General features: G+C 73.9%; 16 protein-coding genes. 9 read left to right on the top strand and 7 right to left on the bottom strand.

Annotation, left to right across the window (positions count from 1 at the left end; genetic code table 11):
* Positions 1-156 precede the first annotated feature (156 nt).
* The 6 genes from OG617_RS10925 (at position 157) to OG617_RS10900 (ending at position 6,748) form a co-directional block, all read left to right on the top strand.
* Positions 157-930, top strand: a complete 774-nt coding sequence (locus OG617_RS10925) for a redox-sensing transcriptional repressor Rex (RefSeq protein ID WP_396677358.1) — start codon at positions 157-159, stop codon at positions 928-930.
* Positions 927-2,270, top strand: coding sequence for a glutamyl-tRNA reductase (locus OG617_RS10920; protein ID WP_405100953.1), 1,344 nt, complete (start codon positions 927-929; stop codon positions 2,268-2,270). Before OG617_RS10925 ends, OG617_RS10920 begins: the two co-directional genes overlap by 4 nt.
* Positions 2,267-3,235 (top strand): hydroxymethylbilane synthase, encoded by a 969-nt coding sequence (gene hemC, locus OG617_RS10915; RefSeq protein ID WP_405100951.1) that lies wholly within the window; start codon positions 2,267-2,269, stop codon positions 3,233-3,235. Before OG617_RS10920 ends, hemC begins: the two co-directional genes overlap by 4 nt.
* Complete coding sequence (locus OG617_RS10910) at positions 3,232-4,812, top strand: uroporphyrinogen-III synthase (protein ID WP_396677352.1); 1,581 nt, start codon at positions 3,232-3,234, stop codon at positions 4,810-4,812. Before hemC ends, OG617_RS10910 begins: the two co-directional genes overlap by 4 nt.
* Before the next feature lie 18 nt (positions 4,813-4,830).
* Complete coding sequence (gene hemB / locus OG617_RS10905; protein WP_405100948.1) at positions 4,831-5,820, top strand: porphobilinogen synthase; 990 nt, start codon at positions 4,831-4,833, stop codon at positions 5,818-5,820.
* 427 nt (positions 5,821-6,247) lie between these two features.
* Positions 6,248-6,748, top strand: coding sequence for a multiprotein-bridging factor 1 family protein (locus OG617_RS10900; RefSeq protein ID WP_405100946.1), 501 nt, complete (start codon positions 6,248-6,250; stop codon positions 6,746-6,748).
* An 85-nt stretch (positions 6,749-6,833) separates the two neighbouring features.
* Here the strand turns inward: OG617_RS10900 and OG617_RS10895 are convergent, their stop codons facing one another.
* From OG617_RS10895 to OG617_RS10885, 3 genes are all read right to left on the bottom strand, one after another.
* Entirely contained in the window at positions 6,834-10,109 is a 3,276-nt protein-coding gene (locus tag OG617_RS10895) for a lamin tail domain-containing protein (RefSeq protein WP_405100944.1), read from the bottom strand.
* A 123-nt stretch (positions 10,110-10,232) separates the two neighbouring features.
* Entirely contained in the window at positions 10,233-11,249 is a 1,017-nt protein-coding gene (locus OG617_RS10890; protein ID WP_405103616.1) for a GNAT family N-acetyltransferase, read from the bottom strand.
* Positions 11,250-11,321: 72 nt separating this feature from the next.
* Positions 11,322-12,980: a lytic transglycosylase domain-containing protein gene (locus tag OG617_RS10885; protein ID WP_405100942.1), complete on the bottom strand. Its 1,659-nt coding sequence runs from the start codon at positions 12,978-12,980 to the stop codon at positions 11,322-11,324.
* Between the two features lie 38 nt (positions 12,981-13,018).
* Here OG617_RS10885 and OG617_RS10880 point away from each other — a divergent pair, with 38 nt between their 5' ends.
* Complete coding sequence (locus OG617_RS10880; RefSeq protein WP_405100940.1) at positions 13,019-13,234, top strand: zinc ribbon domain-containing protein; 216 nt, start codon at positions 13,019-13,021, stop codon at positions 13,232-13,234.
* Positions 13,235-13,447: 213 nt separating this feature from the next.
* Positions 13,448-16,330, top strand: a complete 2,883-nt coding sequence (locus OG617_RS10875; RefSeq protein WP_405100938.1) for an ATP-binding protein — start codon at positions 13,448-13,450, stop codon at positions 16,328-16,330.
* 54 nt (positions 16,331-16,384) lie between these two features.
* Here the strand turns inward: OG617_RS10875 and OG617_RS10870 are convergent, their stop codons facing one another.
* From OG617_RS10870 to OG617_RS10855, 4 genes are all read right to left on the bottom strand, one after another.
* Complete coding sequence (locus OG617_RS10870; RefSeq protein WP_405100936.1) at positions 16,385-18,052, bottom strand: glycoside hydrolase family 10 protein; 1,668 nt, start codon at positions 18,050-18,052, stop codon at positions 16,385-16,387.
* A 526-nt stretch (positions 18,053-18,578) separates the two neighbouring features.
* Positions 18,579-19,304 carry a methyltransferase domain-containing protein gene (locus tag OG617_RS10865; RefSeq protein ID WP_405100934.1) on the bottom strand — a complete coding sequence of 242 codons (726 nt, stop codon included), beginning with the start codon at positions 19,302-19,304 and terminating at the stop codon, positions 18,579-18,581.
* A 214-nt stretch (positions 19,305-19,518) separates the two neighbouring features.
* Positions 19,519-19,836, bottom strand: coding sequence for a hypothetical protein (locus tag OG617_RS10860; RefSeq protein WP_405100932.1), 318 nt, complete (start codon positions 19,834-19,836; stop codon positions 19,519-19,521).
* A 39-nt stretch (positions 19,837-19,875) separates the two neighbouring features.
* Complete coding sequence (locus tag OG617_RS10855; RefSeq protein ID WP_405100930.1) at positions 19,876-21,513, bottom strand: ABC-F family ATP-binding cassette domain-containing protein; 1,638 nt, start codon at positions 21,511-21,513, stop codon at positions 19,876-19,878.
* A 108-nt stretch (positions 21,514-21,621) separates the two neighbouring features.
* Between OG617_RS10855 and OG617_RS10850 the strand changes: the two genes are divergently transcribed.
* Positions 21,622-22,386, top strand: coding sequence for an ROK family protein (locus tag OG617_RS10850; protein WP_405100928.1), 765 nt, complete (start codon positions 21,622-21,624; stop codon positions 22,384-22,386).
* Positions 22,387-22,412 lie beyond the last annotated feature (26 nt).

Here is a 22,412-nt window from a genome sequence, read left to right as displayed (position 1 = left end):
GGGTCTTCAAGATCGCGATTTGTGCGTGTCTTCACAAGCGCCTACTCTGTAGTTCCGACGCGTCCTGCTAGCACAGCCGGCAATCTCGGTCGCCAGCGGGAGTCCCGATACGGCCGGCCTCTTGAGCTGGCCGAGGATCGCACCGCACGGAGTCTCATGAGTCAGCAGCACCGTCACCCTGGCGCGCCCGGCCGCGCCGGTGCCGTACCGGCGCTTCCGGACCTGCCCGAGGCGACCGTCGCGCGGCTTCCCGAATACCTCCGCGCCCTGCACAACCTCGCCGAGTCCGGTCACGAGACCGTCTCCAGCGAGGGCCTGGCGGCCTCGGTCGGGGTCAATTCCGCCAAGCTCCGCAAGGACCTGTCCCACCTCGGCTCGTACGGCACCCGGGGGGTGGGCTACGACGTCGCCCTGCTGGTCGAGCAGATCGAGTTCGTGCTCGGGCTCACCCAACGGCGGGCCGTCGCCCTGGTCGGGGTGGGTAATCTCGGTCACGCTCTGGCCGGCTACGCAGGCTTCGCCAGCCGCGGCTTCCGGATCGCCGCGCTGCTCGACGCGGACGCGTCCCTGGTCGGCGAGGTGATCAACGGGCTGGTCGTGCGGCACGTCGACGAGCTGCCCGCCATCGTCGCCGAGGAGTCCATCGCGATCGGCGTGATCGCCACCCCGGTGCCCGCCGCCCAGGCGGTCGCCGACCAGCTCGTGGCCGTTGGCGTGACGAGCATCCTCAACTTCGCGCCGTGCGTACTCTCGGTGCCGGAGGGGGTCGACGTGCGCAAGGTCGACCTCGCCATCGAGCTCCAGATCCTGTCCTTCCACGAGCACCGCAAGGCATCCCTGACCGCGCTGCCCGCCACCGGCGGCTCCGCCCTCACAGCCCTGCCCGGCGGGCTCGCGGCCACCGATCCCCAGGAGGCGATCGGCACGTGAAACTGCTCGTTGTCGGCGCGTCCTACCGCACCGCTCCCGTCGCCACCCTGGAGCAGTTGGCGGTCGCCCCCGCCGACCTCACCCGAACACTGGACCTCCTGGTCGCCCAGCCGTACGTGAGCGAGGCGGTGCTGGTCTCCACCTGCAACCGGGTGGAGGTCTACGCCGCCGTGTCCGGTTTCCACGGCGGGCTCGGCGACATCTGCGCCGTCCTCGCCGAGCAGGCCGGCGCCCCGGCCAGCAGCCTGGCCACTCACCTCTACGTGCACTACGACGCCGTCGCCGTGGACCACGTCTTCCGGGTCGCCGCCGGGCTGGACTCGATGGTGGTCGGCGAGGCGCAGATCCTCGGCCAGCTCCGTGACGCGTATCACTGGGCGACCGGCGCCGAATCGGCAGGCCGGCTGCTGCACGAGCTGATGCAGCAGGCCCTGCGGGTGGGTAAGCGGGCGCACGCCGAGACCGGGATCGACCGGGCCGGCCAGAGCGTCGTGAGCGCCGCGCTCGGCCTGGCCGCCGCGCAGCTCGACGGCGAACTGGCCGGGCGCCCGGCCCTGGTGGTCGGGGCCGGCGCGATGGGCGCGCTGGGCGTGGCGAGCCTGTCCCGGCTCGGCGCGGGCCCGCTCACCGTGACCAACCGGGGGGCCGATCGGGCCATGCGGCTGGCCGAGTCGTACGGGGCCAGCGCGGCGCCCATGGCCGAGCTGACCGACGTGCTCTCCACAGTGGACATCGTAGTGGCCGCCACGGCGGCGACCGAACCGGTCCTCACCCGCGACGTGGTCAGCCGGGCGCTCGCCGACCGCGACCCCGACCGGGGGGCGCTCGTGCTGCTCGACCTCGCCGTCCCGCGCGACGTGGAGGCCGGCGTGGCCGCCCTGCCCGGCGTCGAGGTGATCGACATCGACCGGATGGCGGCGATCCTCGCCGACGGGCCGGCCGCCGCCGACGCAGCGGCCGTCGAGCGGATCGTGGCGGGCGAGGTCGAGTCCTTCCTCACCTGGCTGCGTGGCACCGACGTCGCCCCGACCGTGGCCGCGTTGCGCGGCCGGGCCGAGGACGTGGTGACCGTCGAGCTGCGCCGGCTGGCCCAGCGTCGCCCCGACCTCAGCGACGACCAGCGCGCCGAGGTGGCCCGGACGGTGCACCGGGTGGTGCAGCGGCTGCTGCACCAGCCCACGGTGAAGGTCCGCCAGCTCGCCGCCGAACCCGGCGGCGACCAGTACGCCGCGCTGCTGCGCGAGCTGTTCGACCTCCAGGTCCCGCAGACCTCCCCGGTCGACACCGTCCCCGACGTGGTCGACACCGACACCACCCCGTATCCCGGAGGCGACAGATGACCGCCCCTTTGCGCCTCGGCACCCGGGGCAGCGCGCTGGCGATGGCCCAGTCCGGCCACGTCGCGACGGCGCTCACCGAAGCGACCGGCCGAAAGGTGGAGCTGGTCGAGGTGGTCACCGCTGGCGACCGCTCGGCCGCCCCCGTGCACCGGCTCGGCGTCGGCGTGTTCGTCTCCGCGCTGCGTGACGCCCTGGCCGCCCGGACCATCGACTTCGCGGTGCACTCCTACAAGGACCTGCCCACCGCGCCGGCCCCCGGGCTGCACATCGCGGCCGTGCCGGCCCGGCAGGACCCGCGCGACGCGCTGGTCGCCACAGGCGGGCGCACCCTCGCCGAGCTGCCGCCCGGCGCGGTGATCGGCACCGGCGCGCTACGCCGCATCGCCCAGCTGCACGCGCTCGGGCTCCAGCTTGAGGTCACCTCGATCCGCGGCAACGTGGACACCCGCCTGGCGCGGGTCCTCGGCCCGGACGCCGACCTCGACGCGGTCGTCCTCGCCCGGGCGGGGCTGGCCCGGCTTGACCGGGCCAGCGTGATCACCGAAACGCTCGACCCGATGCTCATGCTGCCCGCGCCCGCCCAGGGCGCGCTGGCCGTGGAGTGCCGGGTCGACGCCCTGGACCTGGTCGAGCTGCTCGCTGTGCTCGACCACGCACCGTCCCGGGCCGCAGTCACCGCGGAACGGGCACTGCTGGCCACCCTGGAGGCCGGGTGCAGCGCACCCGTGGCCGCCTATGCGGAACTCGCCGAAGGTGACGTCGGCGAGGAGATCTACCTGCGCGGGGCGGTGATCAGCCCGGACGGTTCCCGAGACCTCCGGCTGTCCCGCACCGGAACGCCCGCCGACGCGGCGGAGATCGGCAAGGCACTCGCCGCCGAACTCCTCGACCTCGGCGCCGACTCGATCCTCGGCCTAGATGGACACGCCGGCCCGAGGACCCAGCAATTTGGGAGCACAGAATGACCCGCACCCGTAAGCCCGTCGGCCGCATCGCGTTCGTCGGGGCTGGTCCCGGCGACCCGGGCCTGCTGACCCGCCGGGCGTACGACGCCCTGGTGGACGCCGACCAGGTGGTGTACGACCGGGGAGTCCCCGAGTCGCTGCTCGACGCCGTCCGTGCCCAGGCCAGGCCCGACGCCCAGTTCACCCCGGCGGAGGGTGTGCCGGGAGACGTGGCGAAGGTGCTGATCTCGGCCGCCCGCTCCGGACAGAACGCGGTGCACCTGGTCGCCGGTGACCCGTTCGGCCACGACTCGGTGGTCAAGGAGGTGCAGGCGGTCGCGCGTACCGCCGCGCACTTCGAGGTGGTCCCGGGCGTCGGCCAGGCGGAGGGTGTCGCCACGTACGCGGGCGTGCCGCTGCCGGGCGTCCGCACCGCCGCCGACGTCGAGGACGTCACCACGCTGGACTTCGACGCGCTGGCCGCGGCCGTCGGCCGGGGCTCGCTCGCGCTCGCCGTGGACGCCGGCGACCTGGCCGCGGTCCGTGACGGCCTGCTCGCCGCCGGGATCGACGGCACCACCGGCGTCGGGGTGACCGGCGACGGCACCGGGGACACCCAGTACACGACCACGTCGACCGTCGACTCGTTCGTCGCGGCGGCGCTCGGCTTTACCGGCCGGGTGGTGCTCACCGTCGGCGAGGGCGTCGGCCAGCGGGACAAGTTGAGCTGGTGGGAGAACCGGCCGCTGTACGGCTGGAAGGTGCTCGTCCCCCGGACCAAGGAGCAGGCCGGCGCGATGAGTGCCAGGCTGCGCGCGTACGGGGCGATCCCGTGCGAGGTGCCGACGATCGCGGTCGAGCCGCCGCGCACCCCGGCCCAGATGGAGCGGGCGGTCAAGGGCCTGGTCGACGGCCGGTACGCCTGGGTGATCTTCACCTCGGTGAACGCCGTCCGGGCGGTCTGGGAGAAGTTCGCCGAGCACGGGCTGGACGCCCGGCACTTCGGCGGCGTCAAGATCGCCTGTATCGGCGAGGCCACCGCTGACGCGGTCCGCGCGTTCGGCATCCAGCCGGAGCTGGTCCCCGCCGGGGAGCAGTCCTCCGAAGGGCTGCTGGCCGAGTTCTCGCCGCACGACGAGATCCTCGACCCGGTGGGCCGGGTGCTGCTGCCGCGCGCCGACATCGCCACCGAGACGCTCGCCGCCGGGCTCACCGAGCGCGGCTGGGAGGTCGACGACGTGACCGCGTACCGGACGGTCCGGGCCGCCCCGCCGCCCGCCGAGATCCGGGACGCGATCAAGTCGGGCGGGTTCGACGCGGTGCTGTTCACCTCGTCCTCCACCGTCCGGAACCTGGTCGGCATCGCCGGGAAGCCGCACGCGCGTACCGTTGTTGCCGTCATCGGGCCCAAGACTGCGGAGACCGCGACGGAGTTCGGCCTGCGGGTCGACGTCCAGCCGCCGCACGCCTCGGTGCCCGACCTGGTGGAGGCGCTCGCCGCCTACGCCGTCGAGCTGCGCGAGAAGCTCGCCGCCATGCCGGCCAAGCAGCGTCGTGGCTCGAAGGTGCAGGGGCCGACCGCCCTGAGGTTCCGCTAGTCGCTAGGGAGGCCCCTCATGCCGTACCCCGAGATCCGGCCCCGCCGGCTGCGCCGCACCGCAGCCGTGCGGCGGCTGGTCTCCGAGACCCGCGTCGACCCGGCCGAGCTGGTCGTGCCGATGTTCGTCAAGGAGGGGCTGACCGAGCCGCGGCAGATCGCTTCGCTGCCGGGGGTGCTCCAGCACTCCCGGGACTCGCTGCGCAAGGCGGCGGCCGAGGCGGTCCAGGCCGGCGTGGGCGGGATCATGTTGTTCGGGGTGCCGGTGCCGGTGTCGCGTGACGAGCGCGGCTCGGGCGGCGTCGACCCGGCGGGCATCCTCAACGTCGCCATCCGGGACGTGGTCGCCGAGGTGGGCGACACGACCGTGGTGATGAGCGACCTGTGCCTGGACGAGTTCACCTCGCACGGGCACTGCGGGCTGCTCACCGGAGACGGCGCGGTGGACAACGACGCGACCCTCGCCGCGTACGCCGAGATGGCGGTGGCCCAGGCCGACGCCGGGGTCGGCATGGTCGGGACGTCCGGGATGATGGACGGCCAGGTCGGCGTGGTCCGCCGGGCCCTGGACGCCGCCGGGCACACCGACGTCGCCGTGCTCGCGTACGCGGCGAAGTACGCCTCCGCGTTCTACGGCCCGTTCCGGGACGCGGTGGAGTCGGCCCTCGACGGCGACCGACGCACCTACCAGCAGGACCCGGCGAACCTGCGGGAGTCCCTGCGCGAGGTCGCGCTGGACGTCGCCGAGGGCGCGGACCTGGTGATGGTCAAGCCGGCCCTGCCCTACCTCGACGTGGTGGCGGCGGTCCGGGCCGCCGTGGACGTCCCGGTGGCCGCCTACCAGGTCTCCGGCGAGTACGCGATGGTCGAGGCCGCCGCCGCGAACGGCTGGATCGACCGGGAGCGGGTGATGCTGGAGACGCTCACCTCGATCCGTCGGGCCGGCGCGCAGATCATCCTCACCTACTGGGCGGTCGAGGCCGCCGGGCTGCTCCGCCAGGGCTACTGACCCCACCGGCCCTCGCCTGATCGCCGCAGGTGCCGAGCGGGCCTTGCAGTTTCCCAAACCCGCTACTGGGCGTTACCTAACTCATCTCCACCCCGTCCCCTCCTTGGCTTCTTTGCTCTGCCGCAGCGGAGGCAACAGTCACTCAGTGTCCATGCTCGCGCACCGAGGCCCTCGCGGTCGATTCGACATTGATCCTGCTCGCGGCTGGTGTTGCCTGGAGAGCAGCAGAGCAAAGTCTGGGCAGGGGATGTCGGAGGACCGGGTTGCCGTAACGCGGAGTAGTTTGCCGACCCGGCTGGCTTTCGTTACCCAGCGTGCCGAGAGTTGGCCTCGCAACGCGGAGGCGGCGTGTTGGGTGAGGGCAAGTTATCCACAGGTTTGTCCACAGGGGTTGTCGACCGCCTGTCAGGGTCGGCAGGCTCCCGGTATGGCTTCCGCGCTTGATCCACCACCAACCGGTCCGACGGTCGGGCCGTTCCCCATCGCCGGGCTGGTGCGCAAGGCCCGGCGCATCGCCGGCCTGGGGCAGCGTCAGATGGCGCGCTTCGCGAAGGTGGCGCCGTCGACCGTGGGCCGGGTGGAGACCGGTGCCATGACGCCCAGCCTCGCGGTGCTGGAGCGACTCTTTGGCGCGGCCGGCCTCTACCTCGCCGTCGTCGACCAGGACGGCCGGGTGATCCAGCCGATGGCGGACTGGGACGACACCCGCGACGGTGCGGGGCGACGCTACCCGTCCCACCTGGACACCATCCTCGACCCTGAGCCGGGCGACTGGTGGGCCGACATCTACGGCCTGGCCCGGCCACCAGAGACGTTCCACCGCTGTCCAACGGACCGCGAGGCGCGTCGGCGGCGTAGCCAGTGGGAGGTGAGGGTGGCGCAGTACCGCAACGTGCCACCGCCGAAGGACATGCGGGAGCGGTACTGAGACGGCCCTCGCCCGGGTGACAGGACCGAGACGGCCCCCGCCCGGGCGGGCACCCGGGCGAGGGCCGTCGTCGGCCGGAGCAGGGTCAGTCGTCGTTGGCGATGGTGCCTACGGCGAGCGGGTCGGCCAGGCGCAGGCCCGGAATCCCGGCCACCAGCAGGTTCACCTTCTCGTCGGCCTCCCGCTTCCGGTCACCACGCACGGTCACCGTGAAGGTCAGCGAGGTCTGCCCGGCCGCGAGGGTCTTGCAGCCGACGTACGGGTCGTAGTCCGACCCGGCCTGCGCCGTGGTGCCGAACGTGGCGGCGCAGACCAGCACGGGCTGGGACAGCGGCCGGGACACGGTGACGGTGAACGTCATCGGGCGGGTGCCCTTGTGGCCCTCGACCACCATCGCGTCGCCGACGCTCAGCGACGCCCGGGACCGGAACCGGGCCACCTGCGGGTCGTGGTCGCTGGAACCGCGCGACCCGTCCCCGGTGAACTCCGCCGGCCAGTCGGCGTTGATGTGCGCCGCCCGTACCTGGACCAGGTCGTCGCGCAGCGCGTCGTTGACGAACAGGTGGTCCAGCGTCTGCGCCTGCCCCTCGAAGCTGTACGAGTACGCGGACGACGGCACGTCGGCGACCAGGTCGTCCCAGAGGCTGTGCAGCCCCGCGTCGTACAGCGAGGCGAGCTGGTCCGACGGGGTCGGGTCCGCCCCGGTGGCGATCGGGTCGTCCGGGCGGGGGAAGACGTTCAGGTCGCCGCCGTAGACCACCCGGGAGTTCCGGTCCGAATTGTGGATCGCGGTGACGAGCGCGGCCCCGTACGCGGCCTGCTCGGCGCGCTGCCCGACCCGGCTGTCCGGCCCGGACGAGAAGTGGTTGCTCAGCGCCCACAGGTGGTACCCCTCGGCGCCGCCAGGGGTCGCCCGGACCAGGAACTTACCGAGCTGCGGGGCCCGGGTGTAGACGTTGTTGCCGTCCTTGCCGGTCGAGGTGTCGGTGTCGGCCGGCAGCACCGCGTTGAGCGCCTTCGGGTTCTGCACGTCCGCGTTGGACGGCAGCCCCGCCGACCGGTACGGCACCACCGGGGCGGAGCCGAGCAGCGGGTCCGCGGCGGTCGCCGCCGCCAGCGACAGCCGGTCGGTGCGGTACAGGAACCCGGCGGTGATGCCCCGGGCGTCCGCGCCGGTCCGGTCGTACGCCGCGGCGTACGCCGGGCCGCCGGCGGCGGCGATGGTCAGCGCCAGGTCCTGGAGGGTGTCCGGGGCGCCGTCGGCGTTGTCGGTGTCCCCGCAGACCAGCTCCGTGCCGGAGACGGAGCAGATGTCCTGGTCCTCGGCCTCCTGCACCAGGATCAGGTCCGGCGCGTGCAGGTCGGTGCGGATCTGGTCGGCGAGCGCCGTCAGGTGCTCCCGGTAGTCGGCCTCGCTGGCCGGCACGTAGTCGAACGGCGGGCTGACCCCGGTGCAGCCCGAGTTGCCGGTGAAGTCGCAGCCGTCGAACGGGTCGTCCCGGTGGTCGTACAGGTTCTCCACGTTGTACGTCGCGATCGCGATCTCCTGCGACTGGTCGGCCGGCTTCGGCGGGTTGTTCCGCGACGGGTCGGCCCCGGGGGTGAAGACGGCGCTCTCGACCTGGACGCCGTACTTCTCGAACGAGTAGTAGATCGCGCCGTACGCGTCCTCGCTGAGGGTGTCGAAGGTCCTCGACGGCGGCAGGATCGCGGTGCTGTCCCCGGCGGTGCCCTTGACGCCCATGCTGCCCAGCATGATCCGCTGGCCGTTGCCGTCGTCGAAGCGCCGGGTCGGGTCGTTGTCCAGCGGGTGCGCGTCCCGGAACACCCGGCGGGCATACTGGTCGGCGCGGTCCAGCAGCGGGTCGTCCCGGTCGACCACCCAGGTCTCGGCGTCGGCCGTGGACGCGAAGACGTTCCGGCCGCTCACCGCGCCGCTGCCGGCGCGGACCCGCAGCCGGGCACCCTCGTGCCGCTCCCAGAACCGCTGCGCGGCGGCCATGTCGGCCGGGGGCACCGCGTCGTCGACCGCGACGACGGCGTTGACGTCCAGCCCCGAGGCGACCCTGCGGACCAGGGAGGCCCCGGAGAGCTGGGTGAAGTTGAAGTACTCCGACACCCGGGCCCGGAGCACCACCTCGTCGCCGACGGTCGGCACGTAGCCGCCGAGCAGCGAGGTGAACGAGCCCATGAAGACGAAGATGCCGTCCGAGGACGCCGGGTCGGAGTCGGTGGCGTCGGCGCGGCTCTGCAGGAAGAAGCCGCGCTGCTCGGCGCCGGCCGAGGTGCGGGCCAGGGTGAGCTGGGTGATCACGCCCCGGACGTCGTGCAGGATGCTGCTGGTGCCGTTGCCGGAGGCCGGCGCGAGCGGCGACCGGTCGGCCGGGCCGGACTCGGCGTCGGTGGTCGGGCCCTGCACCTCGCCGACGGTCAGCTCCCGGGTCACGGTCACGGCCAGCGCGCAGGTGGCGGTGCCGCCGTCGGCGTCGGTGGCGGTCAGGGTCACCGAGTACGCCCCGGCGGCCAGGTCGGCGCTGGTGGCGACGGTGGCACGGGCGGTGCCGCCGATGGCGTCGGCCGGGGTGAACCCGGTCCGGGTGATCGAGCCGGTGGCCGGGGCCGGGCTGACCGAGGTGACCGCCAGGTCGACGATCGTGTCGTCGGGGTCGGTGGCGGTGACCTCGCGACTGGCGGCGGTGCCGGCCGCCGTGGTCAGCGCGCCGCCGCAGGTGACGGTGGCGGGCTGGTCGATCGGGCCGCCGCCGTCGACGGTGTGGGAGCCGAGCCCGTCGAAGGTGTCGGTGGCGAAGCCGGCCCACTGGGCGGCCGGGTCGAACGCGTCCGACGGGTCGGTGTCGCCGGAGGTCACCGTGGGCCGCCGGCGCAGCGTGTCGTCGGCGGTGCTGGTGAGGCCGCTGCCCCACTCGGTGCCCGGGTCGACGCCGACCTGGCCGATCGAGTCGACCACGGCGTCGCCCCTGCGCAGCACGATCGCGTCGTCGCCGTTGAACAGGCTCGCGGTGGTGGTCTGGTCCGCCTGGGCGAGGATTGCGGGGGCGGCGGAGGCGGCGGCGAACACGAACGTGTCGCCCTGGGCCACGGTGCCGGTCAGCGCCAGGGTGGTCGCCGTGGTGCTGCCGTTGAAGTGGAGCTGGAGCCGGTAGCCGCCGGCGGTTAGGTCGACAGGGGCGCCGGTGCCGTTGTACAGCTCGATCGCCTTGTTGTTCGACGAGCCTTCGACGTACTCGGAGATGAACAGGTCGGTGGGTGCGGCGCTGGCCGCGGGGGGTGCGATGCCGATGACCGGGATGGTGACGGCAGCGGCGGTCGCTAGCGCGGCGTATCTGCGGCGCGGGCGCATGGGGCCTCCACGATGGGTGGACGGGAACCAACGCACGTTAAGGCGCGGCGCTGTCCGCCGTCCATCCCCCGAGGGCGCATTGGTGAATACCCGACCCACGCCCTTCCGCACCGGGTAGCCGAGTCAGCGGGCCGGGTCGAGTCGGTGCACCAGTTCGGCCACGTCCACGCTGTACTCGCACCACTCCCGGTCGGAGCGGTACCCCAACTCGGCATTGACCTTGAGCATTGCCTCGTTGGCCTGCGCGTTCCAGGTCTGTACCTCGGCCAGCGTCGGCTCGGCCGAGCGCAGCTCCAGCAGCATCCGCGCCTTGATCGCCCGGTCGATGCCGTAGCCCCGGTGGTCCTGCACCACGATCGTGTCGTACTGGTCGGCGCGGGTCGGGTGCTGCGCCGGCACCACCACCTCGGTCAGCCCGGCCACCTCGCCGGTGCGCTCGTGGATGGCGAGCACGATGTACGGCTTCATTCCTCGCCGGTGCAGCGTGTCCAGGCTGTCCCGCAGCCGCTGCGGGTCGTACGAGCTGGGGCGCAGTTCGCCGTCGTCCACGTCGCGCACCTCGGCCTTGGCCCGCGCGTACGCGTCGATCAGGTCGTCGGGCGGGCCGCCGGGGCAGAACTCCACCCGGTACCCCGCGCTGACGGCGGTGGCCATCTCGGCCAGCGCCGTCCAGCCCACTGCGGACAGGTCCAGCACGCTGCGGGTCTCCACGTACTCCCGGGAGAAACCGAGCGCCTCGTAGAACGCCACCGCCGGGGTTTCGCCGACCACCTCGACCCCGATCGACCGGAAGCCCTCCTGGTAGACCCGGCGGGCGGCCAGCCGGACCAGGTCCCGGCCCAGGCCGGTGCGGCGCGTCGTCGGGTGTACCAGCACCTCCAGCACGCCGATGTCGCCGAGCAGCAGCACGTGGACGTGGCCGAGCATCGCGCCGGGCCCGCCCCCGGCGGTCGGCTCGGCCTGGGCCACCCAGGAGATCCGCCGCTCGCCGGGCATCACCTCGGAGAGGTATTCCCGCAGGGAACTCTCCCGCCAGGGCGGATCCTGCGGGAGATCGGCCGCCAGAACCGCGTTCAGCGTGTCCAGCAGCGACGCGATCTCGGCGGACGACGCGGTCCGGGGATCCCACTCGCGCACCATCACCCGTCTAGCTTGCCGCTAACGGCAGCGTGACGGAAGTGTCCAGTTCGCCAATGTATGCGGATGATCACGTCATGTGCGACTGGCCAACCCGTACTCGTTGGCCTTGTCGAAGACGTCCTGGGCGTACCGGCGTACGTCGTTGTACGACAGGATGGACCCCCACCAGTCACCCGGGACGGTCAGGTTCCGGCCACCCTTGCACAGGTAGTTGCCGGCGGCCAGGGCGGCGTCGTCGATGTCGTGCGGGTCCTTGCGGCCGTCGTTGTCCGCGTCCGCGCCGATCTCCTGCCAGGTGGTCGGGATGAACTGCATCGGCCCGATCGCCCGGTCGTAGACGGTGTCCCGGTCGTAGAGCCCCCGGTCGGTGTCCAGGATCTTCGACCGGCCGCCGTTGCCGTCGAGCGGGTCGCCGATGATCTCCGGGAGCGCCCGCCCGTCCGGGCCGAGGCTGGCACCGTTGGCCTGGCCGTGCCGCGACTCGACGTACCCGATGGCGGCGAGGGTGGTCCAGCTCAGCCGGCAGCCGGGGTTGCTCTGCGAGAGGACCAGTTCGGCATAGCCGTACGCCTGCACGGCCACTGGCGCGATGCCGGCCTTCGCCCCGGTCTGTTGCGCCCACGCGGCGAGCGCGTCGGCGGGCCGGCCGGTCACCACCGGCCCGCCCGGCAGGTCACCCGGACCCGGGGTCGCGCCGGGCAGGGCCGTAGCGCCGGGCGGCAGCGCGGTGCCGGGGGCGCCGGGCACCATTCCGCCCGGGGGCGCCGCCGTGCCGCCCCCCGGTGTGCTGGCGGTCGCGTCGACCGCGACCGGACGGGACTTCGGCGCGGTCGCCGGCACCAGGAGCGCGCCGGCCGCGGCGGTCGCCCCGACCAGGGCGAGCAGGAACAGCCCGGGCAGGGTGAGCCGGCCGCTCGGGCGCCGGGACCAGGACCGGGTGGCCCGGGCGGCGGCGACCGCCGCCTGCCGGGGCGGAGGCATGCGTACGGCGTGGGCGAACGGCACCCGCCGCCGGGGCCTCCTCGCCCGCCCGTCTCCGGCCGCGGCTGTTGCCTCAGCCTTTTCGTCCCCGTCGGCCTTGGCGGTCCCGTCGGTCCCGGTGGCCTTCTGGTCCCCGTCGGCCTTGTCGGTCCCGTCGGACTTCTGGGCCGCGTCGGTCTGGTGGGTTCCGGCCGTCTTCTCGGGCGCGTCGGCCTTTTCGGTCCCGGTGGCCTTCCCGTCGGCGTCGGCCTTCTCGGTGGTGTCGGCCTTCGCGGTGCTGTCGGTCTCCTCTGCGGGGCCGGACGTTCTTCCCGTCGGGTCGGCGGCATCGGTCGTTGCTGCCGTGGTGGCGGCCGTCGCCAGGGGACCGGGCTCCGGCTTCTCCGCCGGGCCGGTGGGGTCGGTCTGTCCAGCCGTGGTCGTGGCCGTCGCCGTCGTGTCGGCTTCCGGACCGGTCACCGCTGCGGCGTCGGCCTGGCCGGCGTCGTTCTGGCCGGCGTCGGCCTGGGTGGCGACCGCCGGCCCCGAAGCGTCGGCGGGCCGGGGGGCGTCGGGCCGGGCGTCGGGCCGGGAGTCGGCGGGCCGGGGGGCGGCGTCGGCGGGTGCCGTCGACCGCAGCCAGGGCCGACGGGGGCGCGGCAGCCAGCCGCCCGCCGGGCGCCCGCCCGGGTCCTCGGGCGGCGCGGCCGGCCGTAGGGGTCGAACCGTCGATCTGTCCTCGCCGTCCACCACCCGTCGAGTATCACCCATGTCCCGCGTCCCGTCAGGACCGGTCGTACTCTTGTGCCATGCCCCGGTACGAGTTCCGCTGCCGCGCCTGCGCCGACACCTTCGAGATCAACCGTCCGATGGCGCGGGCCGGTGAGCCTGCGTCCTGCCCACAGGGGCACGAGGACACGGTCAAGCTGCTCTCCGCGGTGGCCGTGACCGGTCGGGGCGGCGCCGGCACGTCCGCGCCGGCCCCCTCCGGTGGTGGCTGCTGCGGCGGGGGCTGCGGCTGCTGATCCCGTCCGCTCCGGCCGGCGTTCCGCCCGCCGCCACCGTCGGCGCGGCGCCGACGCTCGTCGTTCCCCTCGCGCGGGAGTACCGCCCGACCTGCCGGTTGCGGCCATCGATGGCACCTTGGGTCTGACTCGGCCCGGCCGTTCTCACGATGCGTGACGGCGCGGACATGGGGCAGCATGAACCCGTCGTCACCGGGGGCGGAGGTTCGACGTATGTCGCCAGGGAACCACCTCCCGAGCGGTTGGGTGACCTTCGTGTTCACCGACATCGAGGGTTCGACACGACTGGCCCAGCTGCTCGGCCCGGAGTACCGCCCGGTGCTGCGGGAACACCGCCGCCTGCTGCGCCACACCCTGGCGGGCACCGACGGCGCGGAGCTGCTGACCGAGGGCGACTCGTTCTTCATCGCGTTCTCCGACGCCGGCGCGGCGCTCACCGCCTGCCTCACCGCACAGCGCGCGCTGGCCACCCACGACTGGCCGGCGCCCGAGGCCGCGCCCCGGGTCCGGATGGGCCTGCACACGGGCTGGGCCGAGCCGTGCGACGGCGAGTACGCCAGCCCCGAGGTGCACCGGGCCGCCCGGGTCGCCGCCGCCGCGCACGGCGGCCAGGTGCTCTGCTCAGGGTCCACCGCCCGGTACGCCGCCCCGCTGCCGGCGGGCGCGTCCCTCATCGACCTGGGGCTGCACCGGCTGCGCGGCTTCGACGACCGGGAACGACTGTTCCAGCTCGTCGCGCCCGGCCTGGAGCGGCAGTTCCCCCGGCCGCGTACCGCCGACGCGGTGGCGCACAACCTGCCGAGCCAGGTCACCTCGTTCGTCGGCCGCAAGCCCGAACGGGCCGAGCTGCGCCGCCTGGTCGAGCGGCACCGGCTGGTCACGGTGCTCGGCGCGGGCGGGGCGGGAAAGACCCGGCTCGCCGTCGAGCTGGCCACCGGGATGGTGGAGGACCACCCGGACGGGGTGTGGTTCGTCGACATCGCCGCGGTGACCGACCCCGGGCTGGTGGCGTTCGCGGTCGCCGCCGTGCTCGGGCTGCGTCCGGAGCCCGGCCGCCCGATGGTGGACACCCTCGTCGAGTACGCCGCCTCCCGCCGGATGCTGATCCTGCTCGACACCTGCGACGCCCAGCCGTCCGCCTCGGCCGAGCTGATCTCCCGGCTGCTCGCCGGAGGGGGCGGGACCCGGGTGCTCGCCACCAGTCGCGAGTCGTTCGGCCTGCCCGGCGAGGTGGTGTGGCGGATCCCCCCGCTGTCCGTGGAGCCCCGGCCCGACGGCGCGGAGAGCGACGCGGTGGCGATGCTGCTGGACCGCACGATGGCGGCCCGGGGCGGACGGCAGCCGGCCCCGGCCGAGGCTGCGGACCTGCGGCGGGTGGTGCAACGACTGGACGGTCTCCCGCTCGCCATCGAGCTGGCCGCCGCCCGGCTGCGGGTGCTCTCCGTGGGGCAGCTCGCCGAGCGCCTGGACGACGTGCTGGGCACCCTGGACGCCGGCCGGGACGACCTCGGCCCGCCCCCGCCCGAGCACGGCTGGACGGGCAACCAGCAGGACACCGTCGACCTGGTGGCGGCGTCCCGGGGCAAGGCGCCGCCCACCCCGGCCGTCCGCGCGATGCGGCGCTCGGCCGGCGAGCGGCACCTCACCATGCAGGCCACCGTCACCTGGTCGTACCGGACGCTCGGGCCCCGGTCGGCCCGGCTGCTGCGCTGGCTCGCGGTCTTCGCCGGGCCGGTGGACCTGTCGACCGTGGAGTGGCTGCTCGACGACGACCCGCTCGACCCGCTGTCGGTGCTTGTCGACAAGTCGATGATCCAGGCCGAGCCGCACGCCCCGGGAGGCACCTACCGGATGCTCGACCCGATCCGGGCGTACGCGGCGCGTCGGCTGGTGCAGGCAGGGGAGGAGCGGGCCGCCCGGGACCGGCACCTCGCGTGGTTGACGCACGCGCTGCGGCGGGCGCACCTCGGCCCCGACGGCCGGCCGGTCACCCTCTCCCTGTACGCCCTGGACCCGCTCGCCGGTGAGCTGCGGGCCGCCCTGCGCTGGTGCGCCACCGGCGGCAGCGCCCGGGCAGGGCTGCGTCTGGCCGGTGGGCTGGACCAGTGGTGGCGGGAACGTGGGCTGGCCCGGGAAGGGCGGCTCTGGCTGTTCCGGCTGTACGGCCGGATGGCCGAGACCGGGGAGGTCGTCCCGGAGGACGAGCTGGCGGCGGCGTACCACATGCACTCGCTGCATGCCGGTGCGGACGGCGAGTTCACCGAGGAGCTGCGCTACTCCCAGCGGGCCGAGGCGGCGGCCCGGCAGGCCGGCGACGCAGGCCTGCTGGCCCGGGTGCTGGCCGGGCGGGCCGGGCCGCTGATCGACATGGGACAGTTCGCCGAGGCCGAGCGGGTCTGCCGGGAGGTCATCGACTGGGCGCACGAGCGGGACGTCGTCCCCGACGCGCTGCTCGCCGTGTTCAGCCTCGCCGAGCTGCTCTGGCGGCGCGGCGCCCTGGCGGAGGCGGCGGAACTGCTCGGCGCGGCCCGTCCGGTCGAGGCGGCCCGCCCGGCCTACCGGGGACGCCGGTCGGTCGACATGCTGCTCGGCATGGTGGCGCTGGCCCGGCGTGACCTGGTCGCGGCGCACGAGCACCTGCTGGTCGCGCTGCGGTCCCGGATGACCCACGGCTTCCACCGTCGGGCCTGCGACACCCTGAACGCGATCGCGGTGCGGTGCGCCGCCGGAGGCGACCCGCTGACCGCCGCCCGGCTCTTCGGCGCGGCCCAGGCGATTCGGGCGAGCATGCGGTCGACGCCCGGCATCTGTGGCCCGTACTGGCTGGAGCAGCAGGCCGGGCTGCGCCGGACGCTGGGCGACGCGGCCTTCGACGACGCGTACGGCGAGGGCGGTGAGCTGGGGCTGGCGGAGGTGGCGGCGCTGGCGCTGGCGGTGGAGCACCCCGACCTGGGCGCGGACTCGACCCGGTTCCGGAGCACCGGCCCGGTCGGCCCGCGCCAACTCGGCTCCCGGACCGGACCGCCGCTCGGTGGGCCACCCGGAACTCGCCTGACCCGAGCCGCCCGCCCGCCGGCAGCCGGCGACATCAGTTGAGACAGGCGAATGCCCCGGGTCGCTGGAGGCGGCCCGGGGCATTCCCTCCTGCTGTCAGCGCACGAAGCGCGGTGGGCTGACGAAACTCTCGTTGTACAGCCGGTCCAGCGCGGTCACGTGGTACGTGTACCGCTGGCCGGCCTCGGCGGTGGTGTCCACCCAGGACTGCACCGCGCCGGGGGTGGCCCGGACCGTGCCGACCAGGTGGGACGCGTCGGCGAAGCCGCACTTCCCGACCAGGCCGTTCCCGTCGAACCGGTAGATGGCGTACGAGGCCGTCTTACCGAGCGGGCCCACGCCGTCGGCCAGCTGCCGCCAGCTCAGCCGCACGCCGTCGTCCTGCGGCTGAGCGCCGGTCACCACCGGGGGCAGCAGCGGCTTGGCCGGCAGGTGCGGCATCGCCGGCACCAGGGCCGGGCGGGAGTAGTGCTCGGCGGCGTAGATGTCGGTCGCGCCGAGCCGGTTCGCCCTCACCTGTACGGCGGAGAAGTGCGAGTTGCCGAGCACCTCCGGGTACGACCGGTTGAGCATCAGGTGGTCCGACAACTCGCGCGGGTTCATCCAGAACGACCCGTACGCCGGCTCGCCGCTCTTGTAGTCGGCCTGGCCGATGTAGAGCTGCACGCGGGTGCCGCGCACCGTCTCGGCCCACCACGGCACCAGCCGGGCGTAGTCGGCGGCCGGGTACTGGCCGATGTACCAGTAGAGCTGCGGCACGATGTAGTCGATCCACTCCTCCTTCACCCACTTACGGCTGTCGGCGGAGATGATGTCGTACGACTGGCTGCCGGTCGTGTCCGAGCCGAGCGGGTCCACCGACTTGTTCCGCCAGATGCCGAACGGGCTGACCCCGAACTTCACCCACGACTTCGCCGCCTTGATCTTGGCGTTCATCTCCTGGACCAGCAGGTTGATGTTGTCGCGCCGCCACTCGGCCCGATCGGTGAAGCCCCGGTTGAACTCGGCGAACGCCGCGTCGTCCGGCACCTGGTGGGTGCCGCTCGGGTACGGGTAGAAGTAGTCGTCGAAGTGCACGCCGTCGATGTCGTACCGCGTGACGGCGTCCATCATCGCGGTCTGGACGAACTCGCGGACCTCGGGAACACCGGGGTTGTAGTAGAGCCGGCTGCCGGCGACCCCGGCCGGCGGGTACGCGAAGGTCCAGTCCGGGTGCTGCCGGGCCGGGTGGTTCGGGGCGAGCTGCGAGATGTCCGCACCCGCGCCGCCGGGAGCCGGCATGGAGATCCGATACGGGTTGAACCAGGCGTGGAACTCCAGGTTGCGCTTGTGCGACTCGGCGACGAGGAAGGCCAGCGGGTCCCAGCCCGGGTCCTGCCCGCGCACCCCGGTCAGGTACTCCGACCAGGGCTCGTGCGGCGAGGGCCAGAGCGCGTCAGCGGTGGGCCGGACCTGCACCACCACCGCGTTGTGGTTCAGCTTCTTCGCCAGGTCGAGCAGGCCCAGGTACTCCGCCTGCTGGGCGGCGACCCGGTCCGGGGCGGTCTGGGACGCCTTGCTCGGCCAGTCGATGTTGACCACCGACGAGATCCACATAGCCCGGAACTGTCGCTTCGGGGTGGCCGGGTCGGTGGTGCAGGAGGTGGTGGTGGCGGCGTCGTTCGCGTCGGTCCCCGCCGCACTGGCGGCCGTGGGGGAGACGGCGACGAGCGCCCCGAGCAGGGCTACGGCCAGCCCGGCGGCTCTGAGCCGAGTTGCCTTCATCCGGTGCGTCCCTTCGTTGGGGCTCGGCGTGACGGGGTCGGGTGGCGACGGACCCCGCGCGGCCGACCCCGGCCGTTGCGCGTGGCACGCACCCTCGGCAACATTCGCCGATGGAAATCTGTCGCTGGTAGGAAATTTTCACACCGGGTGGGGGTGGCGCAAGCCCTCCGGCCAGATCCGGCCAACCGGCCACACGATCCCCCCAGCCGTGCCCCCACCCACCCGCCGCACCGTGACCTCACCGACACCGACGGTCGGCCTTCACGACCCACCCCACCCACCCACCCGGCCCCGGACCGGGCCCCGGGACCCGGCCCCGGCCCCGGCCCCGGCCCCGGCCCTGGACCCGGTTGATCAAGAGGTTTACGTCAGGACCCGGCCCAGATCTGACGTAAACCTCTTGATCACCGGGGGCGAGGCGAGGCGGGGCGGGGCGAGGCGAGGCGGGGCGGGTGGGTCGTGAAGTCCGACCGTCGGTGTCGGTGAGGGCTGGGTGAGGGTGGGGGTGGGGTGGGGTGGGGTGGGGTCAGGTGAAGAAGCGGGAGAGGTGGGGGGTGGTTGGTGGGGTGGCGTCCGGGGGGAGGGGGGTGAGGTCGGCGAAGATGCTGGCACCGTCGCAGCCCGCGTGCAGGGGGTACCAGCGCGGGGTGCCCGGTGGACGCTGGAGGCAGATGCCCTTGAACGTCTGCACGTCGAGCAGCCGGACGTGGGTCGGGTCGGCCACCGCGTTCACATGTCCCCACCAGGGGCTCATCACGTGCAGCACGCCGCCCGGCCGGAGCACCCGGTGACACTCGTCTACCAGGGGTAGGAAGTCGATAAGGTGCTCCAGGATGTGCACCGCGAAGAGCACGTCCACCGAGTCGTCGGCCAGTGGCAGCGAGCCGGACAGGTCGGCCACCGCGTCCACCCCCGGGGCGGGGAAGAGGTCCAGCCCCAGGTTGCCCGGGTACTGCTTGGTGCCGCCGCAGCCCAGGTCGACCACGACCGGGTCCCGGCCGGCCACCCTGACCCGGCCCCAGACCCCGAACACCCCGGCGAGCCGGCCGACCAGGTCCCGGACCAGCCGTAGCTGCGCCGCGTCGTCGACCTCGCCGGTCAGGTGGGCCACGCCCCGGTCGAAGCGCACCCGCACCGCGAGGTCACGTAGCCGGTTGTCGTGGGACGCCTGATCCGCCCACGCCTCGGCGAGGAAGTCGTCGACCGCCCGCAGCCGTTCGGCCGAGGGCGGGGTCAGGGCCAGCGCGACCATGGGCCACCTCCGCCGGCCGCGTTACCCGGATCCGCCAGGGCTATGCCCGCCGGGGCGGACCAATCCGGGCGGGTCGGCCGGGGCAGACCAATCCGGGCGGGTCGGCCCGGGAAGCGGCGGACCGATCCGGCAGGTCAGCCGGAGACGCGGCAGGTCAGCCGGAGACGTAGCGGGTCAGCCGGGAAGGCGGCGGGTCAGCCGGCGACGCGGCGGGTCAGCCGGGGAGGCGGCGGGCTGGGCGGCCGGGGCCCCGGACGCGCTGCCGGGGCGACGGGGCGGTCGCCTTGGGCCGCTTGAGGTGGTACCGGTGCAGCTCGCTGCTGCCCGGCATGGACGGGTCCTCGCTCATCGCCACCAACTCCCAGCCCTGGTCGCCGGCCCGGTTCAGATGGGCCAGCGACGTGTCGCCGTACGGGGTGACGTCGACCATCGAGCCGTCCGGGCCGTACCAGATGAAGACGATCTCCCAGCCGGTGTCGGTGCTGGCAGCCTGGCGACGGCGGACCAACAGCGCGTACTCCCACTTGAGCATGGGGTCATTGTCACCCCGGGACCGCCGGTCGGCACGCCGTCAGTCCTCGGCGATCCGTCCCGCGTCCACCCGCACCCGGCGGTTGACGGCCACCGCGTCGAGCATCCGCCGGTCGTGGGTGACCAGCAGCAGCGTCCCCGGGTACTCGGCCAGCGCCGACTCCAACTGCTCGATGGCCGCCAGGTCGAGGTGGTTGGTCGGCTCGTCGAGCACCAGCAGGTTCACCCCGCGCCCCTGGAGCAGCGCCAGCGCCGCCCGGGTCCGCTCGCCGGGCGACAGCGACGCCGCCGGCCGCAGCACGTGCTCCGACCGCAGGCCGAACTTGGCCAGCAGCGTCCGCGCGTCCGCCGGCGCCAGCTCCGGTACGGCCAGCTGGAACGCGTCCAGCAGGGGCTGGCCGCCGAGGAACAGCCCCCGGGCCTGGTCGACCTCGCCGACCACCACTCCGGGGCCCAGCGCGGCGTGCCCGGCGTCCAGCGGGAGCCGGCCCAGCAGCGCGCCGAGCAGGGTGGTCTTGCCGGACCCGTTCGCCCCGGTGATCGCCATCCGGTCGGCCCAGTCGACCTGGAGGGTCACCGGGCCGAGGGTGAAGTCTCCCCGGCGTACCACGGCGTCGCGGAGCGAGGCCACGACGGCGCCGGCGCGGGGCGCGGCGGCGATCTCCATCCGCAGCTCCCACTCCCTGCGCGGCTCCTCGACCACGTCGAGCCGCTCGATCAGCCGCGCGGTCTGCTTGGCCTTCGCCGCCTGCTTCTCGCTCGCCTCGGAGCGGAACTTGCGGCCGATCTTGTCGTTGTCGGTGGCCTTGCGCCGGGCGTTCTTCACGCCCTTCTCCATCCAGGAGCGCTGGGTGCGGGCGCGGGCCTCCAGCCCGGCCCGGGTGTCGGCGTACTCGTCGTACTCGTCGCGGGCGTGCCGGCGGGCCACCTCGCGTTCCTCCAGGTACGCCGCGTAGCCGCCGCCGTAGTGCCGGACCTGCTGCTGGTGCAGGTCCAGCTCCAGCACCCGGGTCACCGTCCGGGTGAGGAACTCCCGGTCGTGGCTGACCAGCACCGTGCCGGCGCGCAGCCCGGTGACGAACCGCTCCAGCCGGTCCAGCCCGGCCAGGTCGAGGTCGTTGGTGGGCTCGTCGAGCAGGAAGATGTCGTATCGGCTGAGCAGCAGCGAGGCCAGCCCGGCCCGGGCGGCCTGCCCGCCGGAGAGGGCGGTCATCGGGTGGTCCAGGTCGACGGCGAGGCCCAGCTCGGCGGCCACCTGCTCGGCCCGCTCCTCCAGGTCCGCCCCGCCGAGGCCCAGCCAGCGCTCCAGCGCCTCGGCGTACGTGTCGTCGGCCCCCGCCGCCCCGGTGGTCAGTGCCTCGGCTGCCGCGTCCAGAGCCGCCTGCGCGGCCGTCACCCCGGTCCGCCGGGCCAGGAAGTCCCGTACCGTCTCACCCGGCCGGCGCTCCGGCTCCTGCGGCAGGTGCCCGACCGCCGCGGTGGGCGGGCTGAGCGTGACGCTCCCGGCCTCGACCGGCAACAGCCCGGCGAGGGTACGCAGCAGCGTCGACTTGCCCGCCCCGTTCACCCCCACCAGGCCGATCACGTCGCCCGGGGCGACCACCAGGTCCAGTTCGGCGAAGAGCAGCCGCTCCCCGTGCCCGGAGGCGAGATTCTTGACCACCATCGTCGCGCTCATGAGAAAGCGAGCCTATCGGTCGCGCCCACCGGCGTTCGGCGGCCGGTCCGACGGTCGGTTCCGTCACCCGGCACACGCGCCCGCAGCACGCGGGGCAGACTCACCGGCGTGGCGACGACTCTGGCGATCGACTGTGGGGGCGGCGGGATCAAGGCGTCGGTGCTCGACGGGGCGGGGACGATGAGAGCCCGGCCGCTGCGGGTGCCCACCCCGTACCCCCTGCCGCCCGCGCTGTTCGTGAAGACCCTGCTGGACCTCGGCGGCCGGCTGCCCACGGCGGACCGGGTGACCGTCGGGATGCCCGGCATGCTCCGGCACGGGGTGGTGGTGGCCACCCCGCACTACGTGACCCGCTCCGGACCTCGCAGCCGGGTCGACCCCGACCTGCTGACCGAGTGGTCCGGTTTCGACGCGCGCACGGCGCTCGCCGACGCCTTCGGGGTGCCCGCCCTGGTGCTCAACGACGCGGAGGTGCATGGCGCCGGGGTGGTCGCCGGCACCGGCCTGGAGCTGGTGCTGACCCTCGGCACCGGGCTGGGCAGTGCCGTCTTCGACGGCGGCGTGCTCGCCCCGCACCTGGAGCTGTCCCACGCCCCGGTGCGCTGGGGCACCACCTACGACACGTACGTGGGGGAGCCGGAGCGCCGCCGCCTCGGCGACGCGTTCTGGTCCCGCCGGATCCGGCAGGTGGTGGACGGGTTGCGCCCGGTGTTCCACTGGGACCGGCTCTACCTGGGCGGGGGCAACTCGCGGCTGATCCGACCGGAGCAGCTCGCCCGGATGGGCGAGGACGTGGTCGTGGTGCCGAACACCGCCGGCATCGTCGGCGGCGTCCGCGCCTGGGACCTGCACAGGGGAAGGACGCCGGCCTGACGGGCCTCGTCGACCCGGTCCGGCGG

It is taken from the genome of Micromonospora sp. NBC_01412 (assembly GCF_045040215.1).
GTDB classification, from domain to species: Bacteria; Actinomycetota; Actinomycetes; order Mycobacteriales; family Micromonosporaceae; genus Micromonospora; species Micromonospora rubida.
Note: the sequence above shows the minus strand (reverse complement) of the source record. Positions and strands in the feature narration are given on the sequence as shown.